The organism is Streptomyces zhaozhouensis (genome assembly GCF_900230195.1).
GTDB classification, from domain to species: Bacteria; Actinomycetota; Actinomycetes; order Streptomycetales; family Streptomycetaceae; genus Streptomyces; species Streptomyces zhaozhouensis.
The window spans coordinates 26283-41961 of sequence record NZ_OCNE01000007.1 but is presented as its reverse complement, the minus strand read 5'-3'; the positions used below and the strand labels follow the sequence as shown (position 1 = coordinate 41961).

The 15679-nt window shown below is 74.6% G+C and carries 16 protein-coding genes and 2 pseudogenes; 11 read left to right on the top strand and 7 right to left on the bottom strand.

Translation table 11 applies throughout. The features are described from left to right. Positions 1-23 precede the first annotated feature (23 nt). Both CRP51_RS12205 and CRP51_RS12200 read left to right on the top strand, forming a co-directional pair. Entirely contained in the window at positions 24-815 is a 792-nt protein-coding gene (locus CRP51_RS12205; protein WP_097231135.1) for a thioesterase II family protein, read from the top strand. 9 nt (positions 816-824) lie between these two features. Then, entirely contained in the window at positions 825-1586 is a 762-nt protein-coding gene (locus CRP51_RS12200; RefSeq protein ID WP_245880538.1) for a class I SAM-dependent methyltransferase, read from the top strand. Between the two features lie 54 nt (positions 1587-1640). On the opposite strand, the gene CRP51_RS12195 is transcribed toward CRP51_RS12200, so the two are convergent. Continuing rightward, positions 1641-2486: a methyltransferase domain-containing protein gene (locus CRP51_RS12195; protein WP_097231133.1), complete on the bottom strand. Its 846-nt coding sequence runs from the start codon at positions 2484-2486 to the stop codon at positions 1641-1643. 890 nt (positions 2487-3376) lie between these two features. Between CRP51_RS12195 and CRP51_RS29495 the strand changes: the two are divergent. Both CRP51_RS29495 and CRP51_RS29490 read left to right on the top strand, forming a co-directional pair. Beyond that, positions 3377-3664 (top strand): annotated as a pseudogene (locus tag CRP51_RS29495) (helix-turn-helix transcriptional regulator); the annotation flags it as partial. A 34-nt stretch (positions 3665-3698) separates the two neighbouring features. Then, positions 3699-3869, top strand: coding sequence for a WCX domain-containing protein (locus CRP51_RS29490; RefSeq protein ID WP_245880561.1), 171 nt, complete (start codon positions 3699-3701; stop codon positions 3867-3869). Positions 3870-3912: 43 nt separating this feature from the next. On the opposite strand, the gene CRP51_RS12180 is transcribed toward CRP51_RS29490, so the two are convergent. From CRP51_RS12180 to CRP51_RS12170, 3 genes are read right to left on the bottom strand one after another with little or no spacing between them, the layout of a single operon-like run. After that, complete coding sequence (locus CRP51_RS12180; protein WP_097231131.1) at positions 3913-5055, bottom strand: caspase family protein; 1143 nt, start codon at positions 5053-5055, stop codon at positions 3913-3915. Next, the gene (locus tag CRP51_RS12175; protein ID WP_097231130.1) at positions 5052-5501 is read right to left on the bottom strand and encodes an effector-associated constant component EACC1; all 450 of its coding nucleotides are present in this window, start codon (positions 5499-5501) and stop codon (positions 5052-5054) included. The genes CRP51_RS12180 and CRP51_RS12175 overlap by 4 nt, the downstream gene beginning before the upstream one ends. After that, entirely contained in the window at positions 5498-6919 is a 1422-nt protein-coding gene (locus CRP51_RS12170) for a serine/threonine-protein kinase (RefSeq protein ID WP_097231129.1), read from the bottom strand. The genes CRP51_RS12175 and CRP51_RS12170 overlap by 4 nt, the downstream gene beginning before the upstream one ends. Positions 6920-7208: 289 nt before the next feature. On the opposite strand from CRP51_RS12170, the pseudogene CRP51_RS12165 reads away from it, so the two are divergent. Both CRP51_RS12165 and CRP51_RS12160 read left to right on the top strand, forming a co-directional pair. Then, positions 7209-7664: pseudogene (locus CRP51_RS12165) on the top strand (FAD-dependent oxidoreductase); the annotation flags it as partial. A 121-nt stretch (positions 7665-7785) separates the two neighbouring features. Then, entirely contained in the window at positions 7786-8742 is a 957-nt protein-coding gene (locus CRP51_RS12160; protein WP_439333156.1) for a sigma-70 family RNA polymerase sigma factor, read from the top strand. 72 nt (positions 8743-8814) lie between these two features. On the opposite strand, the gene CRP51_RS12155 is transcribed toward CRP51_RS12160, so the two are convergent. Next, complete coding sequence (locus tag CRP51_RS12155) at positions 8815-10170, bottom strand: NAD(P)-binding domain-containing protein (protein WP_097231127.1); 1356 nt, start codon at positions 10168-10170, stop codon at positions 8815-8817. An 82-nt stretch (positions 10171-10252) separates the two neighbouring features. On the opposite strand from CRP51_RS12155, the gene CRP51_RS12150 reads away from it, so the two are divergent. The 3 genes from CRP51_RS12150 (at position 10253) to CRP51_RS12140 (ending at position 12375) form a co-directional block, all read left to right on the top strand. After that, on the top strand, positions 10253-10627 hold the full coding sequence (locus CRP51_RS12150) for an ArsR/SmtB family transcription factor (RefSeq protein WP_097231126.1): 375 nt from the start codon (positions 10253-10255) through the stop codon (positions 10625-10627). Positions 10628-10757: 130 nt separating this feature from the next. Beyond that, positions 10758-11960, top strand: a complete 1203-nt coding sequence (locus CRP51_RS12145) for a flavin-containing monooxygenase (RefSeq protein WP_097231125.1) — start codon at positions 10758-10760, stop codon at positions 11958-11960. Next, positions 11899-12375, top strand: a complete 477-nt coding sequence (locus tag CRP51_RS12140) for a GNAT family N-acetyltransferase (protein WP_097231124.1) — start codon at positions 11899-11901, stop codon at positions 12373-12375. Before CRP51_RS12145 ends, CRP51_RS12140 begins: the two co-directional genes overlap by 62 nt. Before the next feature lie 25 nt (positions 12376-12400). Here the strand turns inward: CRP51_RS12140 and arsB are convergent, their stop codons facing one another. Both arsB and CRP51_RS12130 read right to left on the bottom strand, forming a co-directional pair. Then, positions 12401-13516 carry an ACR3 family arsenite efflux transporter gene (gene arsB / locus CRP51_RS12135; protein WP_097231123.1) on the bottom strand — a complete coding sequence of 372 codons (1116 nt, stop codon included), beginning with the start codon at positions 13514-13516 and terminating at the stop codon, positions 12401-12403. Next, on the bottom strand, positions 13513-13827 hold the full coding sequence (locus CRP51_RS12130; protein WP_097231122.1) for an ArsR/SmtB family transcription factor: 315 nt from the start codon (positions 13825-13827) through the stop codon (positions 13513-13515). The genes arsB and CRP51_RS12130 overlap by 4 nt, the downstream gene beginning before the upstream one ends. Positions 13828-13906: 79 nt before the next feature. On the opposite strand from CRP51_RS12130, the gene CRP51_RS12125 reads away from it, so the two are divergent. Continuing rightward, positions 13907-14344, top strand: coding sequence for an arsenate reductase ArsC (locus CRP51_RS12125; RefSeq protein ID WP_097231121.1), 438 nt, complete (start codon positions 13907-13909; stop codon positions 14342-14344). 197 nt (positions 14345-14541) lie between these two features. Next, the gene (locus CRP51_RS12120) at positions 14542-15663 is read left to right on the top strand and encodes a protein kinase family protein (protein ID WP_097231120.1); all 1122 of its coding nucleotides are present in this window, start codon (positions 14542-14544) and stop codon (positions 15661-15663) included. The last annotated feature ends 16 nt before the right edge of the window (positions 15664-15679 follow it).

Sequence of the window (15679 nt, the reverse complement as noted above, 5' to 3'; positions counted from 1 at the left end):
AGGAAGGGAACAGGAAAGAACTCATGGCGCTGGAACACGCTGGTCTCGGCCCCTGGCTGAGGTGCCCCTCCCGCCGCCCCCGGGCGGGGACGCGCCTGGTCTGCCTGCCGCACGCGGGAGGCGCGGCGTCCTCGCTGCGCCCCTGGCAGAGCCTGCTGCCGCCGGAGGTGGAGGTCCTGACGGTCCAGTACCCGGGGCGGGAGGACCGCTTTCACGACCCCCTGGTGGAGACCATGGACGCGTTGGCCCGCGAGGTGGTCGCCGCCGTGGCCCCCGTCCTGGACCGGCCCTACGCCCTCTTCGGCCACAGCATGGGCAGCGCCGTGGCCTACGAGGTCGCCCTGGAACTCCAGCGGACCGGCCACCCGGCCCCCGTTCGCCTGCTGGCCTCCGGACGGCCCGCGCCGCAGCGCGCGCCCGGCGGGGACGTCCATCTCAGGAGCGACGACGCGCTCGTCGACGACATGGTGCGCCTCGGCGGCACCCCGCGCGAGGTGATGGCCGACCCCGAGCTGCGGGCCACGGTGCTGCGCTACGTGCGCAACGACTACCGGCTGATCGAACGGTACCGACCCATCGCGCCCCGCGTGCTGCCCTGCCCGGTGAGCGTGTTCGTGGGGGAGGACGATCCCGAGTGCGGGCCGGCCGAGGCGATGACCTGGGCCGAGGTCGCGCCCGAGGCCCCCCGGGTGCGCGTGTTCCCCGGCGGCCACTTCTTCCTCGCGCCCCAGCGGGAGCGCGTCGCCGAGGCCGTCTGCCGCGAGCTGGACCTTCCCGCGCTCCGCCCAGCCCGGTCCTGGCCCAGCACGCCCTGAGCCCGAGCCGTGGAACGCCCGAGACGAGAGGACCGCGCCGTGGTCGCCGACTACTACACCGCATCCGCCGAGTTCTACGAGATGGTCGCCTCCCGCCATGTGGCCACCAGCGCGGGGCCGTTGACCACGGCACTGTCCGGAGTGGACACCGGGCACGGCCCCGTGGTGGAGATCGGCGCGGGTACCGGCCGCGTCACCTCCGTCATCGCCGAGACGCTGCCGACGGCCTCCCTGATCGCGGTGGAGCCCTCCACACCGATGCGCGCGATGCTCACCAGCCGCGTCTTCGGCGATCCGGACCTGCGCCGCAGGGTCACCGTCCTCGCCGAGCCCGTCCAACACGTCGCGCTTCCCGCCCGCGTCAGCGCCGTGGTGCTCTTCGGCGTGGTCGGGCATCTCACCCGGGAGGAACGGGGGGAGCTGTGGCGCATGGTGACCGCGCGTCTCCCCCCTGGCGGCCCCATCGTCGTGGAGCTGATGGGCGCGGGCGCCACCCGGCCGATTCCCCCCTTCCGGATGCTGCGCGAGACGATGGGTCAGCAGACCTACGAGTGGTGGACGGAGGCCGAGCCCGTCGCGGACGACGTCATGCGCTGGCGCACCGAGTGGAAGGTGTTCCGCGACGGGCGTCTCGTCCGCAGCACCAGCGACACGTACTCCTGGGAGAATCTCACGCTGGAGGCGCTGGCCGAGGAGGCGGGCCTGAGCAGCCGCATGATCAGTGCCGGCGGGGTCCCGGGCTCCCCGGAGATCGGCGTCCTCCACCGCTGAGGCCCCGGCCGGCCCCGGGGAGGCGAACGGGGCGGCGGGGCTGAGGAGAGGTCACTAGCCCCCGCGCCTCGCCGTCACCAGCAGCATGGGGTGGAGCAGGTGGTATCCGGGCTCGTCGAGGATGTAGTCGTCGTGGCCGGGCGTCATCAGCGCGGCGGCCCTGGCCAGCTCCTCCTCGCTCATCCCGGCCTCCCTGCCCCGCCCCCGGGCGGCGTCGAGCAGTTCGGGCCAGACCACCCGCTCCAGATAGGGGCGCGCGGTCGGGTCCTCCGCCAGGGGGAAGACCACCCGGGGGATGAGCCGCAGCCGGGGCTCGCGCAGCCCGCTCGCCAGCGTCCAGTGCGCCAGCCGCTCGTTGTGCGTGGGCCCGTCTCCGGGGATGCCCCAGTTCAACTGCGAGGCCACGCGCAGCTTCTGCTGCACCCAGGAGTGGCCCGGCAGAAACGTGGCCTGGTAGTAGCCGCTGCTGAAGAGTCCCAGCACCCCTCCGGGGTTGAGCGCTCCCGCCAGCGCGGCCACCGCGGCCTCGGGGTCGGGGAAGTTGCCGGGCCAGATCACGTCGCTCGCCCAGATCGCGTCGAAGCCCGCGCCCGGCCGTGCCGCCTCCTCCAGCGTCTCCAGCAGGTCGGCCTGTCGCAGTTCGACCCGGTCGGCGACCCCCTCCGCCTCGGCGTGGGCGGCGGCCAGCGCGAGGGCGTCGGCGTTCCGGTCCACGCCGGTGACTCGGGCCTCCGGGTCGGCCGCGCGGGCCAGGGCGACGAGCCCGCCGCCCGCGCCGGTGCCCGCGTCGAGCAGCCGCCGTCGGCCACCGAGGCCGAGCGCGCCCACCGCCTCCGCGACGGTCGGGGCGACGAAAGCCCGATTGGTCAGCAGATACGTGGTGACGGTGTCCTTCGTCATGTCCCTCATGGCGGGTTCGCCCCTACTCGCTAGGTACCGCTGGTGCGCGTGAGCGTCACAGCCGGCGCGGCCGCCCCCGCTCCCGGGCGCGGCGCCCCGGGAGAGAGGGCAGGCCGCGGCCCGGGGCGCGCTGGCCGCCTCCAAGGGTCGAGCGCCCCGGGCCGCGGGGTCCGCGTCAGCACACCGGTTCCTCGCGGCGTGCCCGACTGAGCACGCTTAATGATAACGATTTTCAGTTTCCTGGCAAGCCGGGCCCACGGTCGCTCCCCCGCGGCGGGCGCGGCGAGCCGCCGTCCCACCGAGCGGGTGCGCTCCTCCCGGAACGCCCGGCAGCGGTCCCCTGTGGAACAAGTCGTTCACGGCTCCCCTCCGCCACGACGCGCCCCGCGTCCGGCGGGTCCGGCCGCCACGGCTCCGCGCCCCGCGCCAGAGCCAGCCGCGGCACTGCCCTCCCGCACCTCGCCGGCGGGGTGCCCGTTCCGTTCCCCAGCCGGCTTCTCAGCGCTCCGCGACGGCCGCGAGCGGCTGGGCGCACGATGCCGGGAACACCCGCCCCGACCACGCCGCCCGGCTCGCTCGCCGCTGTGCCGAAGAGTGACGTCACGCCTTTCCGGCCGCGCCCAGGAGCGCCAGGTAGCGCGGGCTGTACATGAGACCGAGGATGTTGCCGAAAGGGTCGACCACGGAAGCGGTGACGAACCGTCCACCACGACATCAACCGTCTGCGCACACTCGGCTACCAGATCCCCTCGACCTCCGGAACAGCAGGCGGCTACCGGCTCGGCGCTGGCACGGCCATACCTCCCCTGCTCCTCGACGACGACGAGGCCGTCGCCGTGGCCGTCAGCCTGCACGCCGCCGCGAACGGCACCATTACCGGCATCAACGAGATGGCGCCGCGCGCGCTCGCGAAACTCCAGCGGACGCTGCCGCCGCGACTCCGCCACCGGATCGAGGCACTGCGCACGGCCGCGGTCTCGGTCACCGGACGCGGCCCCACCGTCGCCCCCGGCACCCTCACAGCCGTCGCCGCGGCCATCCGCGACCACGAGCAGCTGCGTTTCGACTACCGCGGCCATGACGGAGCGACCAGCACCCGCGCCGCTGAACCGCACCAGCTCGTCCACACCGGGCACCGCTGGTATCTGCTCGCCTGGGACACCCTCCGCACCGACTGGCGGACCTTCCGCGGGGCTGCTCCACGAGGACGGCGTGCTGGAAACCGGCGGTCCTTCACTGCCCGACCTCGCCGGCTTCCTCCTCAGCCTGGACGTCCCCTTCACCGTCATCGACCCACCCGAACTGCGCGACGTCCTGCTGGCTCTCGCCGACCGCTGCGCGGCCGCAGGCGGGAATCCCCCGCGTCCCCGGGCACCCCGCTGACCGGCCCCTCGCCGCCGGGCGCGGGGGCGCGCCGGGCGCCGGGTCAGCCGCGACCGGAGCGGGCGTCGACCAGGTCGAGGGCGTGCTTGAGCACCTCGCACGCCTGGACGTAGTTGCCGGACTCCTGAAGGAGCTCGGCCAGCCGGCGACAGACCAACACGGCCTCCGGGCCCGTCGTCCGCCGGGTCTGGTGGAAGGCCTGCTCCAACACCTCGATCGCCTCCTTGGCGCGGTCGGCTTCGGCCAGCAGCTCGGACAGTTCCAGCTGGAGGGCGAAGGTCGTGTCACGGTCGCTGCCGTCGCGCTCGTCGAAGGCGAGGCGCAGCACGGTGAGCGCGTCCCGGTTGCGGCCCGCCGCGCGCAGCGTCCGGCCCAGCCGCAGCCCCGCGGCCGTGAGGGCGGTGCGCACATCGGCGTCCACCACGGGGCCCGCCGGCGCGTCCGGCCCCGCCAGGGCCCGGTTGCGGACCAGCGGCAGCCGCCCGACGTCGTTCTCCTGGCTGCGCTGCGGCGCCGGTCTCGACTTCGCCCGCAGCCGACCCGTCAGTTCCCGGTACAGCGTGTCCAGGTCGAGCATCTCGGGCCCGCCGGCGACGCCCTGCCGCAGCAGCCGCAGCAGCTCGCCGGTGAACGCGGTGTGCGGTTCGCCCTCCGGCGCCAGCGCCGTCCGGTCCCCGGGCGAGGCGGTCAGCACATAGGCCCCGTCGATGGTGGTCCGCGCCGCCAGCGCGTCCGTGCCGTCCAGGGTCCTCGCCGCCCGGCCGCTGAAGCAGCAGTCCAGGATCAGCACCCGGCGCCGCGCCCTCGCCTGCCGCACCGCGGCGCGCAGGTGGTCGAAGGCGACGGCGGTGTAGCCGGTGTGCGGGCGGGAGCCGACCAACGACAGATAGAGGTCGGCGGAGTCGGGATCGCGCAGCCCGTGCCCCGCGTAGTAGACGAGCAGCGTGTCGGTGCTCTCCTCGCCGGCCCGGTGCACCGGATCCAGCAGCTCCGACGGTGTACCCGGGTCGCACACCTCGACGCAGTTCCGGTCGGGCAGCCCCCACAGCAGCGGGTCCCGCAGCGCGCCGGCGAGGTCCCGCAGATTGGCGCGGACAGCGGGGAGTTGGGCCAGTTCCTCGTAGCGCGCCCCGCCCAGGAGCACCGCGCGGGAGGCGGCCGGGTCCGGCGGGCCCTGCGCGCTCACCGCCCCTCGCCGGAGCCGTCGGGCTCCCCGCCGTCCCCGGCCCGGTTCCCGTCCACCGCGTCGGCCGCCTCCAGCAGGGCGACCAGCCGGGCGAGGGTCTCCTCGTCAGCCGGCCGCCCCGGGGGGATGCGCACCTCCCACGCCCCGCGTCTCACCACCAGCGGCCGGCTGGAGCGCCGCGCGTCCCGCCACTGGAGCACGGAGACGGCCAACGCGCCCGCCGACAGCCCGGAGCCCAGCACCAGCGCCACCACGTCCAGCGCCGCGCCCATCTCGTCCCCGCCGGCGGGCCGGCGCGCCTCCAGCCGGCTGACCAGCCCGTGCGCCAGACTCTCGTCCGTGCGCAACCAGCGGACCAGCGAACGGAGTTCGTCCTCCACAGCGGTCGGCTCGCCGCCGCTGTCCTCGTCGGGCGCGAGGCACACCTCGACGCGGTTCTCGGTCATCCGGGATCCCCCTTCTCGTTCTTCTCCGGCGCGGGCGCGGCCCGCTCCGGCGCGGGCGGCGGCTCGCCGTCGTCCGGCGGCACCGCCGGCCCGGTGTGCGCGTTGACGGTGGCGAGGAGCGCGAGCGCCTCCTCACTCGACCCGAGCCGTGCCAGGCAGACCGCCTGCCAGAACCGGGCGGTCAGGGTGGTGGGATCACCCGGGCCCAACTGCTCGGCGCCCACCGTCCCGATGGTCGCCAGGAGGTCCAACGCCTCCCGGGACTCGCCGCGTTGCGCCATCCCCACCGCCTCCCGCAGCCGGGAGGCCGCGTTGCGCGGGGTGATCCGGTGCAGGACCAGGGCCTGGGTGACGTCGCCCAGCGAGAGCATCGGCGGGCGGCGGTCGCGGGCCCCGGGGGTGTTCCGCGCGGTCAGGCTTACGGCCTCGGCGCCCGCCACGGCATGGGTGACGAGGTCGGAGCCGCGCAGCGTCACGCCGGTGTCGGCGTTGCTCACCCGTGCCCAGGCGTCCGTGGTTCCCCGTCCCGACTCGCGCCGGGCCGTGGCGTGTGCGATCAGGTCGCGCAACCGGGAGGCCGCCGCGCCGGGCGGCACCGCGGGGAGCAGGCCGTCGATCAGCGCGGCGGAGGTCGGGCGGCGCTCCGGGTCCCGGTCGCACCAGCCGTTGACCAGCTCGATGAGGCCGGTCGGCACGCGGTCCCGATACCGTGCGGGGTCGAGCGCGGTGACCCCCTCGTCCAACACCGAGAGCAGCAGCGCCCCGATGTCCTCCCGGTGGTCGAACGGCCGCCTGCCGACGATGAGTTCGTGCAGGCACAGTCCTATGCCGTAGAAGTCGGACGCCTGGGTGGGGGGCTCGCCCCGGATCAGCTCGGGGGCCATGTAACGCGGTGTGCCCATGACCTGGCCGGCCCTGGTGAGCGAGGTCGCGTCCCTCAGGCGGGCCAGTCCCAGGTCGCACAGGACGGCGCGGCCGGTGGTGGTGACGCGCACGTTCGAGGGTTTGACGTCCCGGTGCAGCACCGAGGCGCGATGGGTCGCCGCCAGGCCGTCCACCAGCTGTCGCGCCAACGCGCCGGCCGCCGAGTGGAACAGCGGACCGGCCAGTTCGCGCAGTGCGACCAGGTCCACGCCGCCGAGCCACTCCATCACCAGGTAGGGCCGCTCGTGGACGAGCCCGGTGTCGCGGAGGCTGACGACGTTGGGGTGGCTGATGCGGCGGAGCGCTCCGATCTCACGCTGAAGACGCCGGAGGGTCCAGGAGTTGGCGGCCTCGCTGCCCTCGTCGTGCAGCACCTTGACCGCGACCCGGCCCTCCGACTCGGTGTCGAACGCCTCGTACACCACCCCCGTGGCGCCCTGGCCGACCCGGTGCTCCAAGCGATACCGGCCGTCGAGCAGTGTCCCCTCCGCCATGGCGCCATCCTGTCGCACACCGTGACGGCCGGCAACCGTGAACGCGGCCAGGTCAGGGCCGCGATCCGTGGCGCCGCGCGCGGGCCGGCGGCGACGCCCGACGCGTTCCGCCCGGTGACCAACTCGTCCGTGGATGCGGCTTGGTGACGGCCCGGCGGGCCGCACCCGGGCGCATGACCCCTCCCGTGACGCACGTCACATGCCGCTTCTGTCAGGAATCGGGGCGCTGTCCCGCTCAGGTCACCGACAGCAGGACCGCCAGCAAGCTCACACACCGACAGGAGCACCCATGAAGCACCGCATCGTCGTTCTCGGCGCCGGCTACGCCGGGGCCTACGCGGCCGGGACCCTGGCCCGTCGGCTCTCCCCCGCGGGCACCGAGATCACCGTGGTCAACGCCGAGCCGGAGTTCGTCCAGCGGATGCGGCTGCACCAGTTCGCGGCCGGTCGGACGATCGAGGCTCCACGGCTCACCGACGTCTTCGCGGGCACGGGGATACGACTGCGCCTGGCCCGGGTCACCGCCGTCGCCCCCGAGCGGCGGGTCGTCACCGTCGCCGACGCCGACGGGGGCGGCGAACTCGGCTACGACACCCTCCTGTACGCGCTCGGCAGCCGCGTCGCCGACCACGGCGTCCCCGGCGTGGCCGAGCACGCCTTCCATGTCACCAGCCGCCCGGCGGCGTCGCGCCTGCGCGAGCGCCTGGACGCTCTGGGCGAGCGGAACGAGTTCGCGGGCATCCTGAGGACGTCGCTGTGGACCACCTCGCACCCGACCTTCGGCCTGCCCCGGCGCAGGCGCCACCCGGTGGTCGCGTCCGACGCCTCCGCGGCGAACGCGGCGTCGCGGCCGTCTCGTTAGGGTGATGCGCGTGGACTCCGCCGCCGACGACCGCTTCGAGGTCAGCCGGTTCGAGGCCAGCCGGGACCGGTTGGCCTCCCTGGCGTACCGGCTGCTCGGCTCCGCCGCCGACGCGGAGGACGCCGTGCAGGACGCGTTCCTGCGCTGGCAGGCCGCCGACCGGCGGCGGATCAGGGTGCCGGAGGCGTGGCTGACCAAGGTGGTCACCCACCTGTGCCTCGACCGGCTCCGTTCGGCGCGGGCCCGCCACGAACGCGCCGTCGGCGCCTGGCTGCCGGAGCCGCTGCTCGACGGCGACCCCCTGCTCGGACCGGCCGACACGTTCGAGCAGCGCGAGTCGGTCTCCCTGGCCGTGCTGACCCTGATGGAACGTCTGTCTCCGCTGGAGCGCGCCGTCTACGTCCTGCGCGAGGCGTTCTCCCACAGCCACGCCGAGATCGCCGGGATCCTCGACATCACCGATTCCGCCAGCCAGCAGCACCTCCACCGCGCCCGGCGCCGTGTCACCGTCGCGCGCCCCGGCGGTGAGGTCGACCCGGCGTCGGCCCGCAGGGTCGTCGAGGAGTTCTTCGACGCCGCCGTGTCGGGCCGCACCGAACGCCTGGTGGCGCTGCTCACCGACGACGCGACCGCCGTCTCCGACGGCGCCGGGCTGTCCGCGAGGCTGCTGCGGTACAGCACCCCGCAGCGCGTCGCGGCCGTCGCGCGGTCCGGCTTCCGGCCCACGCCCGCGAAGCAGCGGCTCGCCGGCGGGGTCTCCGCCGTCCACTACGCCCTCGTCAACGGCGCTCCCGCCCTCCTCTTCGTGCCGGACGGCACGGTCGTCGGCGCGGTGACGTTCGACCTCGTGGCCGGGAGGATCGCGACCGTGCGCGGCATCGCCGCCCCCGCCCGCCTCACCCGCCTCGCCGAGGCGTGGCGCCAGCGCGCACCGGACACCCCGGTCGTCGCCCGGTGGTGAACCGGCGCCGCCCCCGGGCCGGGCACGGCGCCCGCGGTCCGGGGGCGGCGGGCCGGGAAAGCCCGGCCCCGATCACCCCTGGCAGCACGGGTCAGCGGCCTGGGCCGGCCGCCCCGGCCGCGCGGGGGCGCGGCAGCCGTCGCCGGTGGCGGTGGGGGCGGCCTGGTCGAAGAGTCCGGCGCCTCCGCAGACGCCGGTCTCCGGGAGGGTGAGCGCGACGCGCCGTGCGGCCTCCGTGTCGCCGGCGAGGGCGGCCGCGAGGGAGCGGACCTGCTCGTAGCCGGTCAGGGCGAGGAAGGTGGGGGCGCGGCCGTAGGACTTCGTCCCGGCGAGGAAGAAGCCCTCTTCCGGATGGGAGAGCTCGTCGACGCCGTGGGGGTAGACGGTGCCGCAGGAGTGCTGGTTGGGGTCGATCAGCGGCGCCAGCCGCACGGGGGCGGAGAGGCGTTCGTCCAGTCCGAGGCGCACCTCGGAGAGGAAGGTGAGGTCGGGGCGCAGTCCGGTGAGCACGACGACGTGGTCGACGGGTGGGGTGCGGCGGCCGTCGTCGGCGACCAGCACCGTCCCGTCCGCGTGGCGTTCGACGGCGGCGGTGCGGAAGCCGGTGACCGCGTCGGCGTGCCCGTCGTCGACGGCGGCTCTGGCGGCCAGGCCGAGGGCGCCGCGGGCGGGGAGCTGGTCGGCGGTGCCACCGCCGAAGGTGGCGTCGGAGACGCCGCGGCGCGCCACCCACACGGTGTGGGTGCCCGGTTCGGTCCTGGCGAGGTCCGCCAGGCCGGCGAGGGCGGTGAAGGCGGAGGCCCCGGTGCCGACCACGGCGGTGCGCCTGCCGGCGAACGAGGCGCGGACGGTCGGGTCGTGGAGGTCGGGGACGCGGTAGGTGACGAGGCCCCGGGCGGCCAGGGCGCGCTCGCCGGCGGCGGGGTAGCCGTCTGCGCCCAGGGGGTTGGGGGTGGCGTAGGTGCCGGAGGCGTCGATGACGGCGCGGGCGTCGAGTCGTTCCTCTGCCGCGTCGGCGGTGGTCAGGTGCAGGGTGAACGGCTGGGCGTCGCGGCCGGAGTCGACCACGCGGTCGCGTCCGGCGCGGGCCACGCCGGTGACGGTGGTGCCGTAGCGGACGCGTTCGCCGAGGGCGTCGGCCAGCGGCTGGAGGTAGTCCCCCGCCCACTGGGCGCCGGTCGGGTAGGCGCTCGGGTCGGGGCGGACCCAGCCGGTCGGGGCCAGCAGCTTCTCGGCTGCCGGGTCGAGGAGTTCGGCCCAGGTGGAGAACAGGCGCACGTGCCCCCACTCGCGCACCGCGGCGCCCGCGCGCCCGCCGCGTTCCAGGACCAGCGGCGGGATGCCGCGCTCGATCAGGTGGGCGGCGGCGGCGAGGCCGACGGGTCCGGCGCCGATGACGGCGACGGGCGGGCCTGCGGGCTTCGGCATGGTCTGCGCTCCCTCACTGTTTCGACGTTCGTCGATATCCTGGAGCTTGCCATGCGGCATCGGCGGACGTCAATATAGAACCATGTCGAAACAGAGCGCGGTGGAGCCGCCGGTTCTCGGCGGGGACGACGCGGTGGCGCCGTGCTGCCCGCCGTTGACGGCCGGGGAGTTGTCGGCACAGGACGCGGAACGGATGGCCGCCATGTTCAAGGCGCTGTCCGACCCGGTGCGGCTGCGGCTGTTCTCCAAGGTGGCCTCCCACCCCGGAGGCGAGGCGTGCGTGTGCGACATCGCCGACGTCGGCGTCTCCCAGCCCACCGTCAGCCACCATCTGAAAAAGCTGCGGGAGGCCGGACTGCTCACCTCCGAACGCCGTGGCACCTGGGTCTACTACGCCGTCGCCCCCGCGGTGGTGGCCGCGATGTCCGCCATGCTCGACCTGCGCACCACGGACTGACGACCGCCGGCCGCCTTCCGCTCGACCGGCCGCACCCGGCCGCGTTCCCGACCCTCTCGGCCCGGGGGCCCGGGCTCCGCGATCTCGGCCCTTCCTCACCAACGCACTCTTTACGGCGGGAGCCGTCCCCATGGAACACGTTGACCTCCTCGTCATAGGCGCCGGGCAGTCCGGACTGTCCACGGCCGCCGTCGCCGCCCGCACCGGCTGGTCCCGGCCGCTGGTGTTGGAGGCGGGCGGCGACACGGCCGGGGCGTGGCCGTCGTACTACGACAGCCTGACCCTGTTCTCCCCGGCCCGGTACTCCGCGCTGCCCGGCCACCCCTTCCCCGGCGACCCCGACCGCTACCCCACGCGGGACGAGGTCGCCGACTACCTCCGTACCGTCGCCAAGAGCCTGGACGCCGACATCCGCACCCACGCCCCCGTCACCGCGGTACGGCCCACCAGCGGGGACGCGTTCACCGTGGAGACCGGGAACGGCGAACAGTGGTCGGCGCGGGCCGTGGTCGCCGCCTCCGGCGCCTTCACACACCCCCACTCCCCCGATCTGCCAGGCCGCCGAAGCTACGCGGGCAGGCAGCTCCACTCCGCCGACTACCGCTCCCCCGTGGACTTCGAGGGCGCACGGGTGCTCGTGGTGGGGGCGGGAAACTCCGCGATCCAGATCGCCGCCGACCTCGCGCCGCTCGCCCGCGTCACCCTGGCCTCCCGCGCCCCCGTGCGATGGATGGCACAACGCGTACTCGGCCGGGACATCCACTGGTGGACCCGGTACACCGGCCTGGACATCGCCCCCATACGACGGCAACTGGCCAGGCTGCCGGTCTCCGTCCTGGACGACGGCACCTACCGGAACGCCCTGGAGAAGGGCGGCGTGGACCGGCGGGAGATGTTCAACGCCCTCACCGAGGAAGGCGTGATCTGGGCCGACGGCACCCGGGAAACGGTCGACGCGGTCATCTGGGCGACCGGCTACCGCCACCGCTACCCCTATCTCACCGGCACCCCCGCACTCGACGACCGACACCGGCCCCTGCAGCGCCTCGGCGTGTCCACCACCGTCCCCGGACTGGGCTACGTCGGCATCGAGTTCCAGCGCGGCTTCGCCTCCAACTCCCTGCGTGGCGCCGCCCGTGACGCAAAGTATGTGCTCACCCGGCTGCGGCGCGCCGCCCCGCGCGGGCGCCGCCCCCCTTCCGCCACCTCCCCGGCCGACCAGGAGCCTTCGCATGAACCGCCGCAGCGCCCCCGGGGCCGCCATCGCTCCGATGACGTCCCGCCACGCCGACGAGGTACTGACCATCTACCAGGCCGGGATCGACGAGGGTGACGCCACCTTCGAGACCGCCGCGCCCCCCTGGGCGGCCTTCGACGCCGGGAAACTGCCGGACCACCGCTTCGTGGCGCTCGACGACGCCCACGCCCTGGTCCTGGGCTGGATCGCCGCCGGCCCCGTGTCGTCCCGCCCCGCCTACGCCGGCGTGGTGGAGCACTCCGTCTACGTCCGCCCCGACGCCCGCGGCCGGGGCGTGGCGGGCGCGCTGCTCGGGGCGCTGATCGCCTCGACCGAGGCGGCGGGGATCTGGACGATCCAGGCCGGGATCTTCCCGGAGAACACCGCCAGCCTCGCCGTCCACTCCCGGGCCGGGTTCCACGTCGTCGGCCGCCGTGAACGCCTCGGCCGCCACCACGGCGTCTGGCGCGACGTCCTGCTGATCGAGCGCCGCAGCCCGACCCTCGACTGACGCCGCGTGGACCGACGCACGCGCGTCAGTCCCGTACGACGGGGGACCGGCGCCTCAGGGCGAGCGAGACGTACACCAGCGCGACCAGGACGGGTACCTCGATGAGCGGGCCCACGACACCGGCCAGGGCCTGGCCGCTGGTGACGCCGAAGGTGCCGATGGCCACGGCGATGGCAAGCTCGAAGTTGTTGCCGGCGGCGGTGAAGGCGAGCGTGGCGGTGCGCGCGTACGACAGCCCGACGGCTCGCCCCAGGGCGTAGGAGCCGCACCACATGACCACGAAGTAGACCAGCAGCGGCAGCGCGATCCGGGCGACGTCCCAGGGCGCGGAGGTGATGGCGTCACCCTGGAGGGCGAAGAGCAGCACGATGGTGAACAGCAGCCCGTACAGGGCCCAGGGACCGATCCGGGGCAGCACCCTGGTCTCGTAGCGTTCCCGCCCGAGACGCTGCTCGCCGATGCGGCGGGTGGCGAAGCCGGCGATCAGCGGCACGCCGAGGAAGACCACGACGTTCACGGCGATCTCGGCGGCGGAGATGTCGAGGTTCTCGCCCTCGCCGAGGCCCAGCCAGCCGGGCAGCAGGTCGAGGTAGAACCAGCCCAGCAGGCCGAACGCCAGGACCTGGAAGACGGAGTTCAGGGCGACCAGGACGGCGGCGGCCTCCCGGTCCCCGCACGCGAGGTCGTTCCAGATGATCACCATGGCGATGCAGCGGGCCAGGCCGACGATGATCAGCCCGGTGCGGAACTCCGGCAGGTCGGGCAGGAAGATCCACGCGAGGGCGAACATCACCGCCGGCCCCAGCACCCAGTTGATGACCAGGCTCAGGGCCATCAGGCGGCGGTCGCCGGTGACGGTGCGCAGGCTGGTCGCGTCGTAGCGCACCTTGGCCAGCACCGGGTACATCATGACCAGCAGGCCGATCGCGAGGGGCAGGGAGATCCCACCGACCTCCAGGTCGGCCAGGGCGTCGTCCAGCCCGTCCACGGCCCGCCCCAGGAACAGGCCGGCGGCCATGGCGGCGATGATCCACACCGGCAGGAAGCGGTCGAGCGTGGAGAGCCTCGCGACGACCCCGGCCTCGTCGGCGTCCGGGGCCGCGGCCCGCTCAGGGGCCGGCGGGGTCTCGGCGGTGGTCACGGGCAGGCTCGCTTCCGGTTATTCTCCGTGGTGGCGCGGGCGGTCGCGGCCAGGTTCATGAACTGCCCGGCCAGGGCCTCGATGCCCTCGGGCCGCAGCCTGTAGTAGGTGAACCGGCCGCACGGCTCGGTCTCCACCACCCCGGCCTCGCGCAGCACCCGCAGGTGGTTGGACAGGTTCGTCTGCTTCGCGCCGGTCTCCTCCACCAGGTGCGTGGTACACAGCGTCTCGCGCGCCAGCAGCGTCACGATCCGCAGCCGGAGCGGGTCGGCCAGCACCCGCAACAGATCAGTCTCGACTGATGTCAACATGCGCTGATACTCTCACATCAGCTTGGGCTGATGCCAGCACGGGCTGATACGAAACCGAGTCCGCTAAGGAACGAGCGTGATGCCCCCCTCTGTCCCGCGCCCGGCGGCGCCGATCGCCTCCGTGCTGTTCGTCTGCGTCCACAACGCCGGCCGCTCCCAGATGGCCGCCGGGTTCCTCACCCACCTCGCCGGCGACCGCGTCGAGGTCCGCTCCGCCGGCTCGCTGCCCGCCGCACACGTCAACCCCGCCGCCGTGGAGGCGATGCGCGAAGTGGGCGTCGACATCTCAGCCGGGCGGCCGAAGGCGCTCACCCCCGCGTCCGTCCAGGCGTCCGACTACGTCATCACCATGGGCTGCGGCGACGCCTGCCCCGTCTTCCCCGGCAGGCACTACCGCGACTGGCCCCTGGACGACCCCGCCGGCCGGGGGGTGGAGGCCGTCCGCCCGATCCGCGACGAGATCCGCGCCCGCGTCGAGGCCCTGATCGCCGAGATCGACGCCCGGCCGAGGCCCTGAGCCCCGCCCGCCCCTGTCGAAGACGGAACCCAGCCGTTGCCAGAAAGGGAGCGAGGCCCCGCCCAGCGCCCCCACCGGTCGCGGACGACGCCTCGCGGACCTGGACGTGTGCCGGCCAGACGGCCGGCGCGGAGCGGACGGCGCGGAGCGGCGGCAGGCGGGACCGGTGAACCGACCCGCCCTGGCATGATCGACGCATGACGACGGACGTTCCGCGGGGGCCCCTTCAGGGCGAGAGCGCGTCGGAGCTCAGGGCGCGGGTGGCCGCGCACACGGCCGTGGGAACGAGGCTCGCGCTGTGCGGCGACCGGCGCCTCGCGGAGATGGTGGCCGCCGCGCCGGGGCGGGGCTCCGGTATCGGCGGCAGGTCGGCGGAGACGGAGGTCGAGGGGCGGCCCGTGTTCGTCAAACGGGTGCCCCTGACGGACGTCGAGCTGCGGCCGGAGCATCTGCGGTCGACGGCGAACCTCTTCGGGCTTCCGCTCCCCTACCAGTACGGGGCGGGGTCGGCGGGGTTCGGCGCCTGGCGGGAGCTGGCCACCCACGTCATGACCACGGGCTGGGTCCTGGAGGACGCGTACGGGGGGTTCCCCCTTCTCCACCACTGGCGGGTGCTGCCGGACCGTCCTCCCGCCGGTTTCGCCGACGAGTTCGGGGGCGTCGACGGGGCCGTCGCCCACTGGGACGGCTCGCCGGCGGTGCGCGACCGACTGGAGGCCATCGGCCGTTCCACCTCCAGCCTAGTGCTCTTCCTGGAACACGTTCCCCGGACGCTCGCCGGCTGGCTGGACGAGCGGCGCGACGCGGCCCGGCCGGACGCGGCGTCCCCCCGGTGGGTCGAGGAGGAGCTGCTGCGGGGAACGGAGTTCATGAGCGCGCGGGGACTGGTCCACTTCGACGCGCACTTCGCCAATCTGCTCACCGACGGCCGGCGGGTGTACTTCGCCGACTTCGGCCTCGCGTCGAGCCGCGAGTTCGAACTCTCCGCGCGGGAGGCCGACTTCCTCACCGACCACCTCGGGTACGACCGCTCCTACGTGATGGGGCGACTGCTCCGCCACCACCTGCCGGACGCGCTCCGGGGCGATGAGGGACACCGGGACTTCCTGCGCGCGTGGCTGGCGGGGCGGCGTCCCGACGGTGTGCCGGCCGACGTCGGCGCGCTCCTCGACCGGCACGCGGCGCACTCCCTGGTCCTGGACGACTTCCACCACCGACTCCTCACCCGGAGCAAGCGCACGCCGTTCCCCGCCGCCGAGCTCCGCGCGTCCCTCGCCGGCGGGCGTGCGCCCGGCGGCGCTCCGGCGGCTCGCCCGTAGGGCCTGACGGCCGACG